Here is a 19,948-nt window from a genome sequence, read left to right on the forward strand (position 1 = left end):
AGAAAGCTGAGGCCAGCTCCGGGGACAAGGGGACGGTCCGTATCAAACCGGCTGGGGCGTGCGGAACAAGGGGGCACCCAATGCCGCCCCGTTGACGCCGCCGTCGACGAACAGATCCTGGCCGCTCACGTAGGACGCCTCGTCGGACGCGAGGAAGAGCACGGTCCTGGCGATCTCCTCCGGCTTGCCCATGCGCCCCATGGGAATGGTGGCGGACATGCCGCGCTCCATCTTCGCGAAGGCCTCCGGCGTGGGCGCGTTCTTCTCCCAGATGGGGGTGAGCGTCGCGCCCGGTGACACGACGTTGACCCGCACGCCCCTGGACGCGAACTCCGCGGCCAGCACGCTCGCCATCGCCTTCAGCGCGCCCTTGCTCGCCGCATAGGCCGAGTACCCCGGCATGCCCAGCTCGCTGTGCACCGAGCTGGTGAGGATGACCGACGCGCCGGCCTTCAGGTGCGGCGCCGCGGCCTGCACCGTGAAGAACACGCCCGTGACGTTGGTCTGGAGGACGGACGCGAACGCCTCGTGCGTCGTCTTCCCCACGTACGTCTGCGCCGCGACGCCCGCGTTCGCGAACACCACGTCCAGCCCGCCGAACCGCTCCACCGTCGCGGCCACCGCGCGCTCCAGGGCCGCCGGATCCGTGGCGTCCGCCTGGACCGCCAGCACGTCCCCGCCCAGTTCCTTCACCGCCGCGTCCAGCGTCTCCCGGTTGCGCCCGGTGATGGCCACCCGAGCCCCCTCCGCCACGAACAGCCGCGCCGTCGCCAGCCCGATGCCGCTGTTGCCGCCCGTGATCAGCGCCGTCTTCCCCTTGAGCCGCATCTGAGTGCCTCCGGATTGAGTGGTTTCATGATGAAACCAATTGCCGGATGAATAAAAGCCCTGGTTTCGTTATGCAACCAGTTGTGGAACGGCCCTCTGGACGGAGGCGGTGATGAAGCGGACGAGCATGGAAGGCGTGGCGTGCCCGGTGGCCCGGTCCCTGGACGTCATCGGGGACTGGTGGTCGCTGCTCATCGTGCGTGACGCGCAATACGGCCTGCGCCGCTTCGGTGAGTTCCAGAAGAGCCTGGGTGTGGCGAAGAACATCCTGACCCAGCGCCTGAAGCACTTGGTGGAGCACGGCATCCTGGACACCCAGCCGGCCTCCGACGGCAGCGCGTGGCAGGAATACGTGCTGACGGAGAAGGGGCGGAGCCTGTTTCCCATCCTGGTCGCGCTGGGCCAGTGGGGTCAGGAGCACTGCTTCCAGGCAGGAGAGCCGCGCACGCGGGTGCTCGACAAGGCGCACGGGAAGCCGGTGAAGCCGCTGGAGGTGCGCGCCGCGGACGGCCGGGTGCTGACGGTCCAGGACGTGCGCCTGGAGCGGCCGCCCACACAAGGTTAGCGCCACCCGGGGCCCGGGTGGTTAGGGTGTGCCCATGACGCGCCCTGCATCGGATTCGTGGTCACTGCCCTGGATGGGGCTGGGGCTGAGCAGCAACCTGAGCGCCTCGGACGTGCCGCATCCGTACCGGTTGCTCGACGCCTCGCCCGGTCTCTTCGACTTCGTGGAGTACAGCGCGCCCATCGCGTTGGAGGAGGCGAAGGCGCAGGCCACGCTCTTTCCGGAGATGTGGCGCCGGCGTCAGGAGGTGCCGGTCCTCTTCCACCCCGTGCACCTGAACCTGTGGGGCCCGGAGCTGGAGCCCGCGTCCGCGCTGGCGCAGCTGGACGCGCACGCGCGCGCGGTGGGCAGCCCGTGGGTGGGCAACGACGTGGGCTGGTGGCACGCGGGCGGCCAGCCCTTCCCGGGCTACCTCTACGTCACGCCGCCGTTCAACGACGCGGGCGTGCGGGACAGCGCGGCGCACGCGCTCCACATCCAGGCGGGCTTGAGCGTGCCGCTGGTGATTGAAAACCCCGCCGTCCTCGCCACGCGCGGCGGCCTGCACGCGCTGGACTTCATGGCGAAGCTGCACGCGCGCACGGGCCTGCCGCTGCTCCTGGATCTGGGCCACCTCTTCAGCCACCAGCTCTCCGCGGGGCTGCCACTGCGCACGGGCCTGGACGGCTTCCCGTTGGAGCAGGTGGTGGAGATCCACATCGCGGGCGGCGTGGTGACGCGCAGGGGAGGGCGGGCCTTCTACGTGGATGATCACACGCAGCCCGTGCGCGAGGAGCTATTCGAGCTGCTGGCGGAAGTGCTCCCGCGCTGTCCGCGCCTGCGCGCCGTCACCTTCGAGGGCGACGGTCATCCGCCGGAGGTGGCGCTCGCGTCGCTGCGGCGGCTGCGCGCGCTCGTGCCGAAGGAGTCCCGTCCTCCCATCGCCTTCCCCGCGTCGCGCGAGCCCGTGCCCGCGCTCACCGGGGAGAGCCGCCCGTGGGCGCTGTTCGACGCGGGCCACGGCGTCACGCCGGCCACGGAGGACGCCGACCCCGAGGGCACGCGCGCGGACCGGGACTTCCGGCTGGCGGTGGTGGCCGAGCAGCTGGACAAGGACTGGCCCCTGACGCGCCTGCTGCTCGCGGCGACGCCGGAGGGGCTGGAGTCCTTCACCCGCTCGCGCGAGTACCGGGGCCTCTTCGACGGGCTGGGCAAATCGCTGTCCCACGCCTTCGCGTCCTGGGCGCGCAAGCGCGTGATGGCCGCGCCGTCGGACGGGGTGGCCGCCGCGCTGTCGCTGGAGATGATGCTGCCGCACGCCTTCCTCCAGGAGCCCCCGGCCCCCGCCCCGGGCCAGGTGGCGCTGGCCGAGGACGTCCGCCTGGGCGCCTTCCCCGCGGACCTCACGGAGCTGGTCTTCGCCTCACGGGCGTTGCGGCGTCACCTCACCGGCCGTGCGTGGGCCTGCGGGGCCCTGGAGGTGTCCGGCCTGGAGGCCCTGGCGCAGGTGGCGGCCCGGCCGGGCCCGGGCCCGTGGCGCTTCGCCATCCGCCGCAAGGGGACGGGCTTCGAGGTCCTGACCCTACCGCCGGAGGTGGCCGCGGGGCTCCAGGGGCTCGCGGACGGCCCGCGTCCGGTGGAAGACCTGCCCGCGTGGCTGCTCGCGGAAGGGCAGGCGCGCGGGCTCTTGCGGCGGGCATAAGCCCCGCGCGGTGTCGGGGAGTCAACGGACCCTTGCGCCCACCTGTCTGGTGGGGTACTGCCCGCCGCATGTCGTCACCCCTCGTCGTTGGTATCGCGGGCGGCACCGCGTCCGGCAAGACCACGGTGGCCCGCAAGGTGCGTGAAGCCCTCGCCGACTGCCGGGTCGCCTTCATTGATCAGGACTCGTACTACCGGGACCTCAAGGACATGCCCCTGGTGGACCGGCGGGAGGTGAACTTCGACCATCCCGACGCGTTCGACACGGAGTTGCTGGTCAGCCACCTGCGCGCGCTCAAGCAGGGCCACGCCATCCAGAAGCCCGTCTACGACTTCGTCACGTCCAGCCGCCAGACGCACACGCACCGCGTGGACCCCGGGGACATCATCCTCATCGAGGGCATCCTCGTGCTGCACATGAAGGAAGTGCGCGACGAGATGGACGTGAAGATCTACGTCGACGCGGACGACGACCTGCGCATCCTTCGCCGCCTCACCCGCGACATCAAGGACCGCGGCCGCGACTTCGACCACGTGGTGGGCCAGTACCTGCGCCACGTGCGCCCCATGCACATGGGCTTCGTGGAGCCGTCCAAGCACCACGCGGACATCATCATCCCGCACGGCGGCAACAACGACATCGCCATCGGGATGCTGGTGGGCGCGCTCCGGGCGCGGCTCGCCAGCCAGCACCAGTCGCAGCGCTAGCTAGCCGCGCAGCCAGCGCAGGAAGTCCTGCACCGGCCCCTTGAGCCGGTGCGCGTCCGCGAGCAGGGTGCCGTGGTCCCCCGGCCCCTGCAGCTCCACGAACCGCGCCTGCACGCCCGCCGCCGTCAGCTGGTGGTACGTGTCCCGCACGCGGCCCGCGGGCGCCAGCGCGTCCGTCGCGCCCGCGAGCAGCAGCACCCGCGCGCGGATCCGCGAGAACGTCTCCGTCAGGTCGCAGCCCGCGTACGCGGAGCAGAGCAGCGACCACGCCACCGGGTCGAACGTGTCCGCGAACGACGCGGCCTCCGCCTCCAGCGCCGCCTGCGCCGCCGCGCTGTCCGCATACGTCGTGCCCAGGTAGTCACGCCCGTAGAGCAGCTTGAGGTAGTCCAGCCGCAGCCGCGCCAGCGTCCGGTTCGGCGCGCGCTCGCGCAGGGGCGGGGTGTCCTCGTTGTCGGGCGCCATGCGCAGCACCTGCGACGTGAGGCCCAGCTTCTCGCGCAGCCCCTCCGGCAGCGCCCGCGCCGCGCCCAGCACCACCACGCCGTCCGCCAGCTCCGGGAACAGCGCCGCGAGCCGCAGCGCGACGAGCCCGCCCAGGCCCACGCCCACCAGCGCCCGCACGTGCGTGAGCCCCAGGGCCCGCAGCAGCGCGGACACGCCCCGCGCCATGTCCAGCACGGTGATGGGCGGCATGGACGCGCCCCACGGCGCCCCGGTGTGCGGATCCAGCGTCACCGGCGACGTGGATCCGAACGGGCTGCCCAGCAGGTTGGGCACGATGACCGGCGTCACGTCCGGATCCAGCGCCTTGCCCGGGCCGATGAGCTCGCGCCCCCAGCCCGAAGGTTGGAACGCACCGTTCACTTCCGTGCTCAAGGCCTGGTGGGAGTGGGCCAGGTCGTGCAGCACCACCACCGCTTTGCCATCAGACGGTTTCCCGAAGGCCTGCCAGGCAATCTGGGGGCTTCCCAGCAGCTCTCCTTCCTCCAGCGGAAGGGGCACGGTGAACAGGTGGATTCCCTCGGCCTGGGGCACGATGATGCGGCTCATATCATTGCCTGCCCGAACGCACAGGAGCCTGTCGCTTGAAGCGCTACTTCGGAATCATCGTTGTCATCGCCCTGGTGATCGTCGCCGCGGTGGCGAGTCACCGCACTGCCTCCGCCCGGGCACTCGAGGCGGAGCGGGACGCGGACTTCCGCCGCATCCAGGCCGTCTACCTGGAGCGCGTGGGCTGGATGCGCACCAACCCGGATGAGGCGTCCTACCGGGACGAGCTGAAGTCCTTCTTCAAGGCGTACTTCGACGACGTCGACGCGCACATCGAGCGCTTCCACGGCAACCCGAAGTTCGACAGCTACCTGGCGGAGCTGGACAAGCGCGCGGAGTCGGGCGGGGAGAAGAAGGACAACCGCGCCACGGACCGCAAGGCCTTCTACGAGTACGCGCGCAAGCAGTTCGACGCCCTGCACGAGGGCCGCTACCGCCCGGTGTGGACCGCCACGGACAAGGGCATGCGCCTGGACGTGGTGTCCAACGACGTGGTGATGGTGATGGGCAAGCCGCAGATCCGCCTGCAGCTGGCGCTCTGGGGCGCGCAGCGCGTGGAGAAGGACGAGGGCAAGCTGAAGAAGATGGTCACCAGCGCCGCGTTCGACACGGTGTGGAAGCTCACCGACGCGAAGGGCAAGCTGCTGGGCGAGATGCGCGGCGCGGATCCGTCGATGAAGATCGACTACCCGGAGCGCCTCATCGCGGAGTTCCCCCCGCAGATGGTGCTGGGCCACTACGACCTGGACCTGCTGCCCGCGGACGTGTCGAAGCTGGAGATGACCATCAACGTCGCCTCGCACGCGCCGTCCGGCGGCAACGCCAACGCCACCTACGTGTGGAAGCTGGACGTGCCGTCCGAGTGGAAGCTGGGCGCCAACGAGACGTGGGAAGGCGCCACGCAGGAGGAGCGGCCGGAGGAGGAGATCGACCCGGCCAAGGCCTCCGCCAAGAAGGGCGAGTAGCCCTTCGGTTTCTACTTCACGACGGCGAAGTGAGACCCCAGCCGGTACGCGGACAGCGTGCCGGCGTCGTCCAGGAAGTACAGGTTGAGGCGCACGTCGGCCTGGAGCGCGACGAGCCCCACCCCCGCGCGCACCTCCGCGAGCACCTGTCCGCCGCGGGGATCCACCGCGCGCACCACCTCTCCCGCGATGAGCGTCACGTCGCGGGCGGTGCGCGCCGGCAGCGCGGTGATCAGCGGCTCGCCCGCGGCCCCCACGCGCCAGTCCACCTGTCCGGACAGGGCCACGCGGGCGGCGGCCCCGGACGCGCTCGTCACCACCACCGCGCGCGGCAGCGGCGCCAGCGCGTAGGGCCCGGGCCCCAGGTGCAGCGCGCGCTCCCAGACCTTGCGCCCGCGCGCGTCCAGGCACACGAGGAACCCGTCCTGGTCGCGCATCCCGGCCAGCAGCACCCGCTGGCCCACCGGAAGTGGCGTGGAGGGCAGGGTGAGGTCCGGCTCGAAGGTCCACTGCGCCTCGCCGGTGTGCGCGTCCGCCAGCAGCAGCGCGTGGTGCGAGCCGCGCCCCAGGAGCGCCAGGAAGCGCCGGCCCCACGCCACCGGAGGCCCGTGGAAGGGCAGCGGTGAGCGCAGCCGGTAGCGCACCTGACCGTCCTCCAGGTCCAGGCCGTACAGGTAGCCCGAGTCCGTGGACAGGAGCGCCCGGTGTCCCTGCGTGGCCAGCCACCCGCGCTGCGTGCGCGGCGGGGCCAGGCGCCACACCTCACGGCCCGTGGCCTCCGCGAAGGCCACCGCCGTGCGGTCCTCCGACAGCGTCAGGAGCAGCCCGTCCTGGCGCAGGAGCAGCGGTCCCAGGGGGATGCCGTCATGGTCGTGCAGCCACCGCGCGCCCGCGCCCCGGCCGGTGAAGCCGTACACGCGTGTCCCGTCCGCCGCCACCGCGTGGCCATCCGCGGACGCCGCCACGCCCAGCGACGCGGCCCGCCGCCACAGCAGCGCCCCGTCCTTGCGAGAGAACGCACCCGCCAGCCCCGGCGCGCAGTACACCGGCCCGTGCCGGCCCAGCAGCAGCCGCGCCTCCTCCGGCTCCTCCAGCCCGCGCTGCTCCCACAGCTTCTCGAAGCGCAGGCGCCGCAGCTTCCCGGGCACCTTCAGCGGACGGGACTCGCCGCGCGCCGGAGGACTCTTGCGCTCGCGCGCCTCGCCCTCGGCCTCGGGCGGCTTGTGGGCCCCCCGCAGGTGCGACAGCCCCTCGCGGCAGCGCTCCGCCAGCTCCACGAGGTACGGGTTGGAGACCTGGACCCGGTGCGCCTCCGCGAACGCCAGCCCCAGCGCCTCGCCCAGCTGGAAGAGGGCGGACAGCAGCTCCGAGGGCTCCAGCGCGAACCACGAGCCGGTGGGCCCCAGCTTCGCCCGCCGTCCGGGGAGGTCCAGCGTCAGCAGGGGGCGCACGCCCGCGGGCTCGAACTCGAAGCGGGCCTCGCCCAGCTCCACGGCCCGCGCCAGCTCCACCGCCTGCCGGGACAGCTCCAGCACCGTGAGGAACGGCGGCCCCTGCGCGCGCCACGCCTGCGGCCGTCCCGGCAGCGCCAGCCACACCTCGCCCGCGCCCAGGAGCGGCGCCAGCGCCCCGGACGTGCCCTTCGACGGCGCCTCGCGCGAGGCGGGGGAGATGTCCTTCAGCTCGAAGCCGAACCCCGGCACGGAGACGGGCTCAATCCGAAGCGGGGTGGGGGGAACGGGCGGACCTTCCGCGTGCGGGGCGGCCTTGCCCAGGCCCTTGAGCGCCTCTCCCAGCTTCCGGGCGGCCGCGGCGGACAGGGCCCGGGGCGCGAGCTTCGTCACGTCCTGGAGGAAGCGCTGGCCGCTCTGGCGCGTGGCCTTCGTCAGCTCCTCGGCGTCCACGCGGATGGGCGGGCGCAAGAGGTGGGCGGGCCGGGCGAGGCTGGCCACCGACAGCTCGATGTCCGGGCCGACGCGCCGCAACACGAGCTCCAGGTGCGCCTCCGTCAGCGACACCTGCGCCAGCCGCCGCCTCCCCGCGTGCAGGGCCGCCACCGCCTCCACCAGAGCGGGGACGACCTCCGCCAGGGGCTCCTCCACCGCCCCGGACAGCAGGTTCACGCCATCCAGTTCCAGCGCGATGGAATCGAGCGGGGAAGCCGACGGTTCGCGCTTCCAATGGTGTCCGATGCGGAGACGGGTCATTGACGTTCGTTGACAAGCCAGTTTAGCGGTGGCTAGCATCCGCCGCCCATACGGACCTACATTTTTGTAACCGTTCGGAATTCTTGGGGAATACTCGATGACATTTTACGAGGCCGCGCTCAGGGTACTGGAGAGCGAAGGTCGCCCCCTGCATTTCCTTGAAATCACGGAGAAGTCCATCCAGCTGAGCCTGCTGTCCCACATTGGCAAGACGCCCGAAGTGACGATGCTGTCGCGGCTGGCTGCCATGGCGCGGAGGACGCGGGATCGCAAGGTGATCGTCACGGCGAAGGATACCTTCGCGCTGACGGACTGGTCGCTCTCCGAGGACGTCGAGGCACTTGCACAGACGGGCGTGATGGAGCCGCATCCGGAGGAGGAGCTTCCTCCGCTGCGGCCGGTGGAGCGCCACCCGGAGCCTCGCACGGACAACGTCCGCGCGTCGGGCCGGGGCACGGAGCGCAAGCGCCGCCGTGACGAGGGCGACGAGGAGCGGGGTGGGCGCCGCAAGCGCTTCCCGCCGCTGCCGGAGGTCGTGTTCGAGATCCTCAGCGAGGCCGACGCGGGCCTGCGCACGGATCAGCTCATCGAGCGCGCCAAGGCGAAGGAGCTGTGCGCCGAGGAGACCACGGTGGAGGCGGTGCTCACCGCCCTGCTGGAGGACAACCAGCGCCGCATCGACGCGGGCCGCCGGCCCCAGTACGCCTTCAACCAGGAGTCCGGGGAGGTGTCCCTGGAGCGCGCGGGCGCGCCGAGCGAGGCGCCGCCCCTGGAGCTCCAGGCCGCCTTCGCGCAGGCCCTGGGCATCCCGCTGGAGGGGGGCCGCCCGGTGCTGGGCAAGCCCGCCGCCGCCGGGGAGCCGCTGGTGGACGAGGCCCTCATCACCACCGCGCGCACGGCCCTCAAGGACGCGCGCCGCGCGGTCGCTCGCGGGCTGCGCAAGCGCCTGGGCGACGCGGACGTGGGCACCTTCGAGAAGTCCGTCGTGAAGATGATGCACGGCCTGGGCTTCCGCGAGCTGAAGGTCGCCAAGCGCTCCAAGGAAGGCCCCCTGCTCACGGCGCGCAAGCGCGAGGGCAGCGTGGAGCTGCGCTACGCGGTGCGCATGCTCAAGGGCATGCCGGGCGTCGATCGCAAGACGGTGCAGGAGCTGCGGCGCGACCTGGGCCACTACTCGGCGCAGGTGGGTCTGCTGGTCAGCGCGGGCGAGGTGCGCGGCGACGCGCGCTCCGAGGCGCAGGCCACGGGCTCGCTGGTGATGCTGTGGTGCGGTGACGCCCTGGGCGAGAAGTTCCTGGAGGCGAAGACCGCCGTCACCGTCACCCAGGTGGAGCTGTACGACATCGACGAGCGCTTCTTCGAGGCCGCGAAGCTGGACGCCGAGGAGGCCCAGCGCCGCCGCGAGGAGCGCAAGAGCGAGAAGCAGGCCCGCGAGGAGGGCGGCGGAGAGGTGGAGGTGTCCGCCGCGGCCGAAAAGCCGGAGCGCGCCGAGCGTCCCGAGCGCGGCGACCGTCAGGAGCGCTCCGAGCGCCGCCGCGACCGTCAGCGCGAACGGGCCGAGGCCCGCGACGCCGCCCAGTCCGGCACCGAGGGCTCCGAGGCCAAGGCCTCTCCGGTGGCCCCCGCGCCGCCGGCCGCCGCCGGGTTCACGCCCGCGTCGGAGGAGGACGAGTCCGAGGAGGGCGACGACGAGGGTGAGGACGAGGACCTGGAGGCCGCCAGCGCCTTCGTGGGCGGAGCCAAGGAGGGCGCCGAAGCCGGCACCGCCGACGCCAACGCCTCCGAGCGCAAGCGCCGCCGCCGCCGTCGCCGGGGCCGCCGCGGCCGTGGCACGCGCGGAGCGGACGGCACGCCCACGGGTGAAGCGGGTGCGCCCACGGGCGAGGTCAGCGCCATCGCGGATCAGGCCGGTGCCACTCCGGCGGTCCCCGCGGGTGAAGGCTCCTCGGGGGCCATCGCCGCGCCGTCGCCGGGTGGGAGCGTCACCGGTGAGCAGGTCGCGCTCGCCGGTGAGGCCCTGCCGCTGAGCCCGGACGCGTCCGCCAGCCCCGCGCACGGGGAGGCCGCCGCCACGCCGCCCGCCGTGGGCAACGTCTGGCAGGCGGGCGAAGCGGTGCAGGCCACGCCGGAGTCCGACGAAGCCGCGCGGGCCCGTGCGGACGCCGCCCACGCCGCGTCCGATGCGGTGACTCCGGTCGCGGCGCAGGCGCTGCCTCCGGAAGAAGCCACCGCCGAGGCGTCCTCGCAGCCCGCGGAGGCCCGCGAGGTGCACGAGGCGCCGGTGGCCCCCGGGACGGACGGCTCGTCCGAGGGCAACAAGGAGGGCTGAACCGCCGCACGGAATCGGGTGCGGTGGACGCGGGAGTGTTAGCCTGGGGGGGCCATGAAGCCGGCCCTGCTGCTTACCTCCTGCGTGCTGTTCCTCGGGGCCTGCCGCTCGCAGGCCCCGCGCTATCCGGTGGCGCCGGTGGAGCTGGCCGGGGACACCCTGCGGGACAACGCCCTCCTCGGCTTCGGTCCGGAGGGCGTGCGGGAACTGTTCGACGACGCGCTGGAGTCCTCCGGCCGCTTCGAGCGGGTGGGCGACGAGGTCCCCAAGAAGGCCCGTCCCTGGCGCCTGTCGCTGGAGGTACCCTTCACCCGCGAGGTGCTGAAGGACGGCAACCCGCACAGCTTCGCGGAGGTCGGCGCCAACCTGTCCCTGGAGCGCTTCGGCGGCAACACGCCGCAGCGCTACGAGGTCGTGGGCCTGGGCGAGGCGGCCGTGGAGGAGGACTCGGCGGAGGGGCGGCGGACGGCCATGCGCGGCGCGCTGGAGAGCGTGCTGCGGCAGGTGACGGAGTCCGCGGTGCTGCAGCTCGCCGCGCTGGAGCGCGCGGACGAGGCGCTGGTGGCGGACCTCCAGGCCACCGACTCGCGCGTCCGCGAGTTCGCCCTCCGGACGCTGGCCGAGCGCAAGCACCCGGCCGCCGCGCCGCTCCTGATTGAACGGCTCAAGGACACCAGCGACGCGGAGCAGGTGCGCCGCACCATCGGCGCGCTGGCGGAGATGAAGGCCAAGAGCGCGGTGCCGGCGCTCATCGACCTGGCGCGCGGCCGCGACTCGGGCTTCCTGCAGGAGATCGTCTTCGCGGTGGGCGAGATTGGCGGCCCGGAGGCGGAGGCGTACCTCTACACGGTGGCCCAGGGCCACGACACGCCGTCCGTGCAGGCCGCCGCGCAGCAGGCGCTGGACACGCTCTACGCATCACGCAACCACGCAACCGCGGAGGCGCGTGGCCAGAGCCACGCGGACCCCTAGCGCATGAAGCAGTCGTCCCTGAAGCAATCGCTGTCGATGGTGGGGGGCCTGGCCCTCCTGGCCTCCACGCTGGTGGGCTCCGGGTGCGCGAAGCGCGTCGAAGCGGACGCGCGCCCCTCGCCCGAGTCCATCGGCCAGTACTACCCGCTGGCCGTGGGCAATGCGTGGACGTACCGGATTGACGGACGCGACGACAAGCCCGTCACGGTGGAGATCGTCAAGGAGCAGGACGGGTACTTCGTGGACAACCAGGGCGGCCAGCTCACGGTGGACGCCTACGGCCTGCGCGACCCCAAGCGCTACCTCTTGCGCGGCCCGCTGGAGGCCGGACGCGGCTGGAACAACGTCGTGTCCGTGTCGTCCACGGAGCGCTACCAGCTGGTGCAGGTGGGCTTCGCCTGCAAGGTGCCCGCGGGCTCCTTCCCCAACTGCGTGAGCGTGGAGGGCCGCAACAAGGTGGACGCGCAGACGACGCTCGTGAACACCATGACCTTCGCCGCCGGCGTGGGCCTGGTCCGCGTGGACGTGGCCACGGAGCACGAGGGCAAGCGCGTGCCGCAGACGGAGCTGGAACTCCTCTCCTACAAGGCGGATGGCGCTGGCGCCGCGAAGACGCCCGCCGCGCCCGCGCGGGACTGAAGCGGCCCGCCTCGTGGAGACACCTGAGCTCACGCAGGACGCGCGCATCCTGAACTTCCTCGCCGAGGGCGGGGAGGGCTTCATCTCCGGCGAGGCGCTGTCCACCCGGCTGGGCCTGTCGCGCACGGCGGTGTGGAAGCACGTGGAGTCGCTGCGCCTGAAGGGCTACCGCATCGAAGCGGTGCCCGCGAAGGGCTACCGGCTGGTGGGCCGGCCGGACCGGCTCTCCGCGCTGGAGGTCCACCCGCTGCTCGCCACGCGCGCGGTGGGCCGCGTGCTGCACCACCACGACACCATCGGCTCCACCAACGCGGCGGCCTTCCGGCTGGCCCAGGACGGCGCCGTGCACGGCACGGTCGTCGTCGCCGAGCAGCAGACGGCGGGGAAGGGGCGCCGGGGCCGCGCCTGGGTGTCGCCGCCGAACCTCAACCTGTACTTCTCCGCCATCCTGCGCCCGGAGCTGCCCCCGCAGCGCGCGCCGGAGCTGACCCTGGTGGCCGCCGTGGCCCTGGCGGAGACGCTGCGCGAGGCGGGCGCCGACGCCGCCATCAAGTGGCCCAACGACGTGCAGATCTCCGGACGGAAGGTGGCCGGCATCCTCACGGAGCTGTCCGCCGAACCCGAGCGCGTGCACTTCGTCATCGTGGGCGTGGGCGTGAACCTCAACTCCGGGGAGGAGCACTTCCCGGAGGAGCTGCGCGCCACGGCCACGTCGCTCGCCCTGGCGCTGGGGCGGCCCGTGGCCCGCGCGCCCTTCGCCGCGGCCCTGTGGACGCGGCTGGAGACCTGGCTGGACACGTACCTGGCCACCGGCTTCGACGCGGTGCGCACCCGGTGGAAGGCGCTCTCCAGCACCCTGGGGGTGCCCGTCCGGGTGCGGACGGACCGGGGGGACTGGGAGGGGTTCGCGGAGGACATCGACCCCACGGGCGCCCTCATGGTGCGCATGGCGGACGGCCGCGTGGAGCGCGTGCTCGCGGGGGACGTGGAGCAGCTGCGCCCCCAGCGCTAGAGTGCGCAAGCGATGCTCCTGGCCATCGACGTCGGCAACACCAACACCGTCCTGGGCGTGTACGAGGGCCGGCGGCTCCTGGACCACTGGCGCCTGGAGACGAGCGCCCGCAGGAGCGCGGACGAGTACGGCATCGTCGTGCGCCAGCTCTTCTCGTGGAGCGGCATCGACGCGAACCAGGTGAAGGCCGTGGCCGTGTCCAGCGTGGTGCCGCCGCTCCAGTACATCCTGGAGAAGATGAGCGAGCGCTACTTCAAGACGCGCCCCATGTTCGTGGGCCCGGGTGTGAAGACGGGCATGCCCATCCTCTACGACAACCCCCGGGAAGTGGGCGCGGACCGCATCGTCAACGCGGTGGCCGCCTACGAGAAGCACCACCGCGGCCTCATCGTCGTGGACTTCGGCACCGCGACGACGCTGGACGCGGTGACGCCCAAGGGCGAGTACCTGGGCGGCGCCATCTGCCCCGGCATCAACATCTCCATGGAGGCCCTGTTCCAGAACGCCTCCAAGCTCCCCCGCGTCGAGTTCGCCCGGCCGCCGCACGTGGTGGGCCGCAACACCGTGCACTCCATGCAGTCCGGGCTGGTCCACGGCTATGTGAGCATGGTGGACGGCATGTGCGCGCGCATGGAGGCGGAGATGGGCTTCTCCGCGAAAGTGGTGGCCACCGGGGGCCTGGCCCCGCTGGTGGCCAGTGAATCGAAGGCCATCCAGGAGGTGGATGAGTTCCTCACCCTGGAGGGGCTGCGCATCATCTACGGAAGGAATCACGCGTCATGAGCACCGCCGCTGACCCCAGCATTCCGGCCCCGCCCCCGGGCTGCCCCTTCAACGCTGAATTCCTGCCGCCCAACCTGCGCAAGCACGTGGACCCCAACGCCCCCGTGCCCCTGCGGATGATGGCGGCCAAGTCGCTGGTGCCGCTCAACCCGTCGGACATGCTGGGCGCGCTCTACATGCTCACGTTCGACCCGGACGCGAACGTGCGCGAGACGGCCGCCAAGACGGCCGCGGCCCTGCCGGAGCGCATCCTCGGCTCCGCGCTGCGCGACGAGGGCGTGCAGCCGCCCGTGCTGGGCTACTTCCTGGGCCTGCTCAAGGACAAGGAAGCCTACGCGGAGATGCTCGTCCTCAACTCGGAGACGCCGGACGACGCCGTCTCCGCGGTGGCGTCCTCGTGCAGCCCGAAGGTGGCGGAGATCATCTCCCAGAACCAGCTGCGCCTGCTGCGCAACGAGGACATCATCCGCAACCTGTGCGCCAACCCCGGCGTGCCGGTGTCGCTGGTGGACAGCATCTGCGACTTCGCGGTGCGCAGCGGCCTGGTGCTGGCGGACGTGCCCGCGATGCAGGCCGCGCGCGTACGCATCTACGGCCCGCAGGCCGCCGCCGCGCCGCCGGATCCGGGCCCCACCGCGGAGGAAGTGCTCCAGGAACTGGGCACGGAGGCGCAGGCCGAGGACGCCGCCCCCATGGAGGAGGGCAAGCGCCTGACGCTCGCCCAGCGCATCATGAAGATGTCCATCGCGGAGAAGATCAAGCTGGGCACGCTGGGCAACAAGGAGGCCCGCTCCGCCCTCATCCGCGACACCAACAAGCTCGTCTGCGTGGCCGTCATCCGCAGCCCCCGCATCACCGACGGCGAGGTGCTCGCGTGCGCCGCCAACCGCGCCATCAACGAGGACGTGCTGCGCGTCATCTACAACAACCGCGAGTGGACGAAGATGCAGAAGGTGAAGCTCGCGCTGGTGAAGAACCCCAAGGTGCCGCTCACCGTCACCATGAAGTTCCTCAACACGCTGCGCGACGCGGAGCTCAAGGACCTGTCCCGCGACAAGAACGTGCCCGCCGCCGTGCAGTCCTTCGCCAAGAAGCTGCATGAAAAGAAAACGGCCCCCAAGAAGGAGGCCGGGAAGTAATCCGGGACTGGAGCGGGGGAGGGCGGGTGTCCCGCTCCGTCCCCCGAGCCCGTCAGCCAGTACGGCGCTGCCTCAGGCCGCGGCTTCCTCGTCGGCATCGTCGCCCACGGCGGTGCCCGGCTCGTCCAGCAGCTGCTGCGCGATGGCGAGCGCCTTCTTCGTCTTCTCGCGCAGCTTCTCGTCGCCCTTGATGCGCGCGTAGAGCTTCGTCACGCGCTCCTCGTTGCGCACCGCCGCCTGCTCCAGCTCGGTGATGCGCGCGCGCAGCCCGTCCGCTTCCGTGGCGGCCTGGGCGCTCTGGTTGGACAGGTCCGCCTGGGCCTGCTCCAGCTGGCCGCGCAGCCCCTCCAGCTCGCCCTGCGCCGACTCCACCTGCGCGCGCAGCCCTTCGGCCTCGTCGCGCGCCGCCTGGAGGTCCGCGTCCTGCTGGGCCACCTGGGCGCGCAGGCTGTCCAGCTCGCCCTGGAGCGACTGGGCCTGGGCCTGCTGCTCATCCAGCTCCGCCTGGAGCGTGCCCAGCTTCGCGGTGGCGCCGCGCGCCTCCTCCTTCGCGGTGGCCAGCTGCTGATCCACGCGCTTGCGCTCCGTGGTGAGCTGCTCGGTGCGCGAGGTGAGGGTCTTGATCTGCGCGTCGCGGCGGTTCAGCTCCTCCTCGGAGGTGGAGGCCTTCTGCTCCAGCTCCAGGTGCTGATCCTTCAGCTCGATGATCTCCTGGTCCTTCTGGTTCAGCTCCGACTTGAGGCGCAGGATCTCCTTGTCGCGCTTGTTGACGGTGTCACGCAGCGCGAAGGTGTCCTTGTCGCTCTTGCCGGCGGTGGAGCGGGAAGCCTCCAGCTCCGTCGCCTTCGCCTGGAGCTCGGACTCCAGCGACTGCACGCGCTCCTCGGCCTGCGTCGCCTGACCGCGCGAGTCCTCCAGCGCGCTCTGCAGCTCCGCCACCTTCGCGCGCAGGTTGCGCAGCTCCGCCAGGTCCGCGGCGGACGGGCCGGAGGCCGCGGGCGTCACCGGAGCGGCGACGGCGGCGGGGCGGGCCGCGGCGGGCGGGGGCACCGCGCGCAGGGGTGTGGCGGCGGCGCGCGCGGGCGGCGGGGTGGGGGCGGCGACGGGCTCCGGATCCACCGGCGGCATGAAGCCGACGACGGTCTTCTCCTCCGGCTCGTCGTCCAGGCCGGCCAGCACGTCCAGCGAGTCGTCGTTGTCGGGGCCCAGCGAGTCGAGCGCGGAGATCTCCTCCAGGCCGGACGGCGTCTCCGCCTCCTCCGGAGGCGCCACCACGGGCTCCTCCTCGGGCGTGCCCGTGACGGGCTCGGACAGGTCGCTGAACGCGTCGTCGAGCATGTCCAGGTCTTCCCCGGGCACCGCGGGCTCCTCGCCCGTGTCGACGGCGATCTCCTCGCCGAAGTCCGCCGCGGGCTCTTCACCCAGCGAGTCCAGCGTGAGGCTCTCGTCCACCACCTCGTTGCTGACGGGCGGCTCCGGGAAGCCGATGACGCCGCCCACGCGCTCGATGAGGACGTTGGCGTCCACGGGCTTCGCCACGTATTCATCCGCGCGCGCCTTCAGCTTGCTGTGCGCCGCGAAGCCGTCCGGGCTGCCGATGATGACGATGGGCACCGTCTTCAGCTCGTCGTCCTTCTTCAGCTTGCCGCAGATGAGGTAGCCGTTCTGTCCCGCGGACAGGTCCACCGCCAACACCACGAGGTCCGGACGCTCACGGCGGATCAGCTCCACGCTGCCCTTGCCGTCGCCCGTCGTCTGCGCGGAGAAGCCCCGCGCCTCCAGGGCCTGCTGCAGGGAGGTGGCGAGGGTGGCGTCGCTTTCGACGATCAGGATTCGCTTGGACATGAAGGGACGGCCGTCCTGGGGGTGCGGCGCGCGGTGAGACGCCAAGAGCAACAGCAGCGGCGGCGCGCGAGAGTGAAGACGCCGTCGAGGCTATCGGCCATGCCTGGGACCGTCAATCTTCACACCGGGCGCAACGCCCGGTATTCAGTTGAGCAGGCGACCACGCAAGCCCTCGCCGGGGCGAGGACTTCAGGGCTGTAGCGACACGGGCTGCACGCTCACCGCGGGCTTCACCTGCGCGGGGCGCACGAGGCCGTTCGAGCGGTGCTCCTGATCCCGCAGCATCTGCAGGATGGCCGCGTCGTCCAGGTCCGTCACCAGCTCATAGGTGACGTCCTGATCACGCCACGTCACGACGTTGTACGCCTGGCTGGAGTCCACGGCGACGTTCTCCACCGTGGGGCCCTCGTCCTTGATCACCCGCTGGCCCGTCGCCGGATACACGAACACGCCGATGTTGCGCTTGGGCTCGTTGGTGACGCGAGGCTGGGTCTCGTAGCTGACGTAGACGACTTCCTGGCCGTTGAGCGTGGAGAAGCGCGCTCCCACGGGCCGGGCCTGCTGCAGGCGGGGCAGGGTGATGCGGTGCTCCACCTTGTCGTTGAACCACGCTTCGATCTGCTCCGGCGTGCCCGCGACGAACTCCAGGGGACGCTGGCGCGTGTGGCGCTGCACGGCCTCCAGGATGGTGGCCTTCTGCGCCTGACCGGACTGGTACATCATCCAGCCGCCGCTCACCGTCACCACCACCAGGGCCATGGCCCCGGCGCGCAGCCACTGGCTCACCTGCGCGCGGCGGTGCTCGCGGTGCAGCCCGGACTGGATGCCCGCGCGCAGCGACGCCGGTGCACGCGTGCCCTGCGCGGAGATGGAGTGCTTCGCCGCCCGGCGCAGCGTCTGGCGGAGCTGCATCTCCTCGTCCACGCGCGCGACACACGCCTCGCAGCCTTCGAGATGCGACTCCACGTCATGGCGTTCCTCGGGCTGGAATTCGCCGTCGAGGTACGGATACAGCAACCGCTCGAGTTCCTGGCAGGTCATGGGCGCTCGATGAGGTGGGCGGAGGGAGAAGACGACGCCCCTCCAACCTCTTTCTAGCCTGCCTTCTTCCGGCGCCGGAACTCTTCCAGGTCCGCCGGAGCCTGCACCGGGTCTCCGTCATGACGGAAGACACCCTGACCTTCCGCGTACTCGCGCAGCGTCTTCTGCAGGAGCTTGCGGCCGCGGAACAGGCGGCTCATCACGGTGCCCACGGGGCACTCGAGGATCTCCGCGATCTCCTTGTAGGAGAACTCCTGGAGGTCCGCGAGGATGACCACCAGCCGGAAGTCGATGGGCAGCGAGTCGATGGCGCGCAGCACGTCGTCCGACAGGAGCCGGTCGAAGAAGTACTGCTCCGGGTTGGCCGCGAAGTCCGTCGCGTCCCGGCTCACGAAGCGCTCATGCACCGCCTCGCGCTCCACGCCCTCCACCACCGTGCGCTCCTTCACCTTGCGGCGATAGCGGTTGATGAAGGTGTTCGTGAGGATCTTGAAGAGCCAGGCCTTGATGTTGGTCCCGCGCTCGAACTTGTCGAAGAAGCGGTAGGCCCGCATGCAGGTGTCCTGCACCAGGTCCTCGGCGTCGCGCTCGTTCTTGGTCAACCGGAGCGCCGCTGAATACAGCGGGTCCAGGTGCGCGAGCGCCAGCTCTTCGAATTCCTGCTTCGTCCGGTTGGGTTGCCTGAAGTCCAGCATCATGCTCCCGCCTTCCAGGGGCCCGAAATGATTGGGGAATGCGTCGCCTGCCTAACGGTCAATCTATGCACCGGAACAGACGGGTCAACAACGCTTTCCCCTGCCGCGCCGCCCGCATGCCCGCTTCTGGAGTGCGGAGACGCTCGGCGGGATCATTTATTCCTCAGGCTGGGAACCGGATGGGCCACCCGTACAAAGGTTCCACCCAGGCAACCGGCCAGCACAGGGCTGGCCGGCTGTGGGGCAGGCAACCGCTACATCACTTCTTGCCGCTGAGCGCGTCCATCAGGGGCACGTAGTCGTACCCCATGTCCTTGGCGACGGCCTCGTAGGTGATGTGGCCGTTGTAGGTGTTGATGGCACGCTGGAGGGCGCGGTCGGACTTCACGGCCTCCACCAGGCCCAGGTCCGCGATCTTCCGCGAGTACGGGCGGGTGGTGTTGGTGAGCGCGAACGTGGACGTCTGCGGCACCGCGCCGGGCATGTTGGCCACGCAGTAGTGGACGACGTCGCTCACGGTGAACGTGGGGTTGTCGTGGGTGGTGGGCTTGCAGGTCTCGATGCAGCCGCCCTGGTCCACCGCGACGTCGACGACGACGGAGCCGGGCTCCATCTCGCCAATCAGCTCACGCGACACCAGCTTCGGCGCCTTGCCGCCGGGGATGAGCACGCCGCCGATGACGAGGTCCGACTCGCGCACGGTGCGCGCGATGGACTCCGTGTCCGACGCCAGCGTCTGCGCGCGGCCGAGGAACACGTCGTCCAGGTACGTGAGGCGCTCCAGGTTCACGTCCAGGATGGTTACTTCCGCGCCCATGCCGACGGCGACCTTGGCGGCGCACAGGCCCACCACGCCACCGCCGATGACGGCCACGCGGCCGCGGCGCACGCCGGGCACGCCGCCCAGCAGGATGCCCTTGCCGCCGTGGGCCTTCTCCAGGCACGCGGCGCCCACCTGGATGGCCATCTTGCCGGCCACTTCGGACATGGGCTTGAGCAGCGGGAGGCTGCCGTCGTCCAGCTGCAGCGTCTCGTAGGCGACCGCGGTGACCTTCTTCTTCAGGAGCGTCTTGGTGAGCTCCGGGTCCACGCCGGCCAGGTGGAAGTACGTGTAGACGATCTGCCCGGGCTGCATGCGCTCGTACTCGGGCGCGATGGGCTCCTTCACCTTGCACACCATCTCCGCGCGCTTCCACACCTCATCCGCGCTGGAGATGATCTGCGCGCCGACGCGCTGGTACTCCGAATCCGGGATGCCGGAGCCGACGCCAGCGTTCGTCTCGACCAGCACCGTGTGCCCCGCGCTGGTGAGCGCGCGCACGCCCGCAGGCACCATGCCGACACGGTACTCGCGGGTTTTGATCTCCTTGGGGACTCCGACGATCACGACTGCCTCCGACGAATGGGGGACTGCCTGGAAAACGTGGCGGACCCATAGACCAGGGCATGGGCGCTTTCAAGGCGCGCACGGGCGAGCCCGGGGACCC

Annotated in this window: 17 protein-coding genes; 10 read left to right on the forward strand and 7 right to left on the reverse strand. The window is 71.4% G+C overall.

All coding sequences use genetic code 11. From position 1 onward, the window contains the following. Positions 1-42: 42 nt before the first annotated feature. Positions 43-828 carry an SDR family NAD(P)-dependent oxidoreductase gene (locus AABA78_RS14815; protein WP_338263735.1) on the reverse strand — a complete coding sequence of 262 codons (786 nt, stop codon included), beginning with the start codon at positions 826-828 and terminating at the stop codon, positions 43-45. A 112-nt stretch (positions 829-940) separates the two neighbouring features. On the opposite strand from AABA78_RS14815, the gene AABA78_RS14820 reads away from it, so the two are divergent. The 3 genes from AABA78_RS14820 to udk all read left to right on the forward strand — a co-directional run bounded on the left by AABA78_RS14820 (position 941) and on the right by udk (position 3,781). After that, complete coding sequence (locus AABA78_RS14820; RefSeq protein ID WP_171413889.1) at positions 941-1,393, forward strand: winged helix-turn-helix transcriptional regulator; 453 nt, start codon at positions 941-943, stop codon at positions 1,391-1,393. A 34-nt stretch (positions 1,394-1,427) separates the two neighbouring features. Further along, positions 1,428-3,074 carry an MbnB/TglH/ChrH family RiPP precursor modification enzyme gene (locus AABA78_RS14825; RefSeq protein ID WP_338263736.1) on the forward strand — a complete coding sequence of 549 codons (1,647 nt, stop codon included), beginning with the start codon at positions 1,428-1,430 and terminating at the stop codon, positions 3,072-3,074. A gap of 68 nt (positions 3,075-3,142) precedes the next feature. Continuing rightward, positions 3,143-3,781 (forward strand): uridine kinase, encoded by a 639-nt coding sequence (udk, locus tag AABA78_RS14830; protein WP_338263737.1) that lies wholly within the window; start codon positions 3,143-3,145, stop codon positions 3,779-3,781. Here the strand turns inward: udk and AABA78_RS14835 are convergent, their stop codons facing one another. After that, entirely contained in the window at positions 3,782-4,834 is a 1,053-nt protein-coding gene (locus AABA78_RS14835; protein ID WP_338263738.1) for an alpha/beta fold hydrolase, read from the reverse strand. A gap of 35 nt (positions 4,835-4,869) precedes the next feature. On the opposite strand from AABA78_RS14835, the gene AABA78_RS14840 reads away from it, so the two are divergent. Then, positions 4,870-5,799, forward strand: a complete 930-nt coding sequence (locus AABA78_RS14840) for a hypothetical protein (RefSeq protein WP_338263740.1) — start codon at positions 4,870-4,872, stop codon at positions 5,797-5,799. A gap of 11 nt (positions 5,800-5,810) precedes the next feature. Here AABA78_RS14840 and AABA78_RS14845 read toward each other — a convergent pair whose 3' ends face one another. Then, positions 5,811-8,006 carry an outer membrane protein assembly factor BamB family protein gene (locus tag AABA78_RS14845; protein WP_338263742.1) on the reverse strand — a complete coding sequence of 732 codons (2,196 nt, stop codon included), beginning with the start codon at positions 8,004-8,006 and terminating at the stop codon, positions 5,811-5,813. A 97-nt stretch (positions 8,007-8,103) separates the two neighbouring features. Here AABA78_RS14845 and AABA78_RS14850 point away from each other — a divergent pair, with 97 nt between their 5' ends. The 6 genes from AABA78_RS14850 to AABA78_RS14875 are packed head-to-tail and all read left to right on the forward strand — an operon-like array spanning position 8,104 to position 14,880. Next, positions 8,104-10,335: an HTH domain-containing protein gene (locus AABA78_RS14850; RefSeq protein ID WP_338263743.1), complete on the forward strand. Its 2,232-nt coding sequence runs from the start codon at positions 8,104-8,106 to the stop codon at positions 10,333-10,335. A 54-nt stretch (positions 10,336-10,389) separates the two neighbouring features. Then, entirely contained in the window at positions 10,390-11,307 is a 918-nt protein-coding gene (locus AABA78_RS14855) for a HEAT repeat domain-containing protein (protein WP_171413883.1), read from the forward strand. A gap of 3 nt (positions 11,308-11,310) precedes the next feature. Next, positions 11,311-11,946: a hypothetical protein gene (locus AABA78_RS14860; protein ID WP_338263745.1), complete on the forward strand. Its 636-nt coding sequence runs from the start codon at positions 11,311-11,313 to the stop codon at positions 11,944-11,946. 13 nt (positions 11,947-11,959) lie between these two features. After that, the gene (locus tag AABA78_RS14865) at positions 11,960-12,958 is read left to right on the forward strand and encodes a biotin--[acetyl-CoA-carboxylase] ligase (RefSeq protein WP_370469462.1); all 999 of its coding nucleotides are present in this window, start codon (positions 11,960-11,962) and stop codon (positions 12,956-12,958) included. Positions 12,959-12,970: 12 nt separating this feature from the next. Continuing rightward, complete coding sequence (locus AABA78_RS14870; RefSeq protein WP_171413880.1) at positions 12,971-13,741, forward strand: type III pantothenate kinase; 771 nt, start codon at positions 12,971-12,973, stop codon at positions 13,739-13,741. After that, the gene (locus tag AABA78_RS14875) at positions 13,738-14,880 is read left to right on the forward strand and encodes a hypothetical protein (protein WP_338263748.1); all 1,143 of its coding nucleotides are present in this window, start codon (positions 13,738-13,740) and stop codon (positions 14,878-14,880) included. Before AABA78_RS14870 ends, AABA78_RS14875 begins: the two co-directional genes overlap by 4 nt. Positions 14,881-14,952: 72 nt before the next feature. Here the strand turns inward: AABA78_RS14875 and AABA78_RS14880 are convergent, their stop codons facing one another. The 4 genes from AABA78_RS14880 to ald form a co-directional block, all read right to left on the reverse strand. Beyond that, on the reverse strand, positions 14,953-16,725 hold the full coding sequence (locus tag AABA78_RS14880) for a response regulator (RefSeq protein ID WP_338263749.1): 1,773 nt from the start codon (positions 16,723-16,725) through the stop codon (positions 14,953-14,955). Between the two features lie 189 nt (positions 16,726-16,914). Beyond that, positions 16,915-17,766 carry an anti-sigma factor family protein gene (locus tag AABA78_RS14885; protein ID WP_120529959.1) on the reverse strand — a complete coding sequence of 284 codons (852 nt, stop codon included), beginning with the start codon at positions 17,764-17,766 and terminating at the stop codon, positions 16,915-16,917. A gap of 53 nt (positions 17,767-17,819) precedes the next feature. Next, the gene (locus tag AABA78_RS14890; protein ID WP_120529960.1) at positions 17,820-18,461 is read right to left on the reverse strand and encodes a sigma-70 family RNA polymerase sigma factor; all 642 of its coding nucleotides are present in this window, start codon (positions 18,459-18,461) and stop codon (positions 17,820-17,822) included. Between the two features lie 259 nt (positions 18,462-18,720). After that, positions 18,721-19,848: an alanine dehydrogenase gene (gene ald / locus AABA78_RS14895; protein WP_338263750.1), complete on the reverse strand. Its 1,128-nt coding sequence runs from the start codon at positions 19,846-19,848 to the stop codon at positions 18,721-18,723. Positions 19,849-19,948 lie beyond the last annotated feature (100 nt).

Origin of the sequence: Corallococcus caeni, assembly GCF_036245865.1 — a bacterium.
Taxonomy (GTDB): Bacteria; Myxococcota; Myxococcia; order Myxococcales; family Myxococcaceae; genus Corallococcus; species Corallococcus caeni.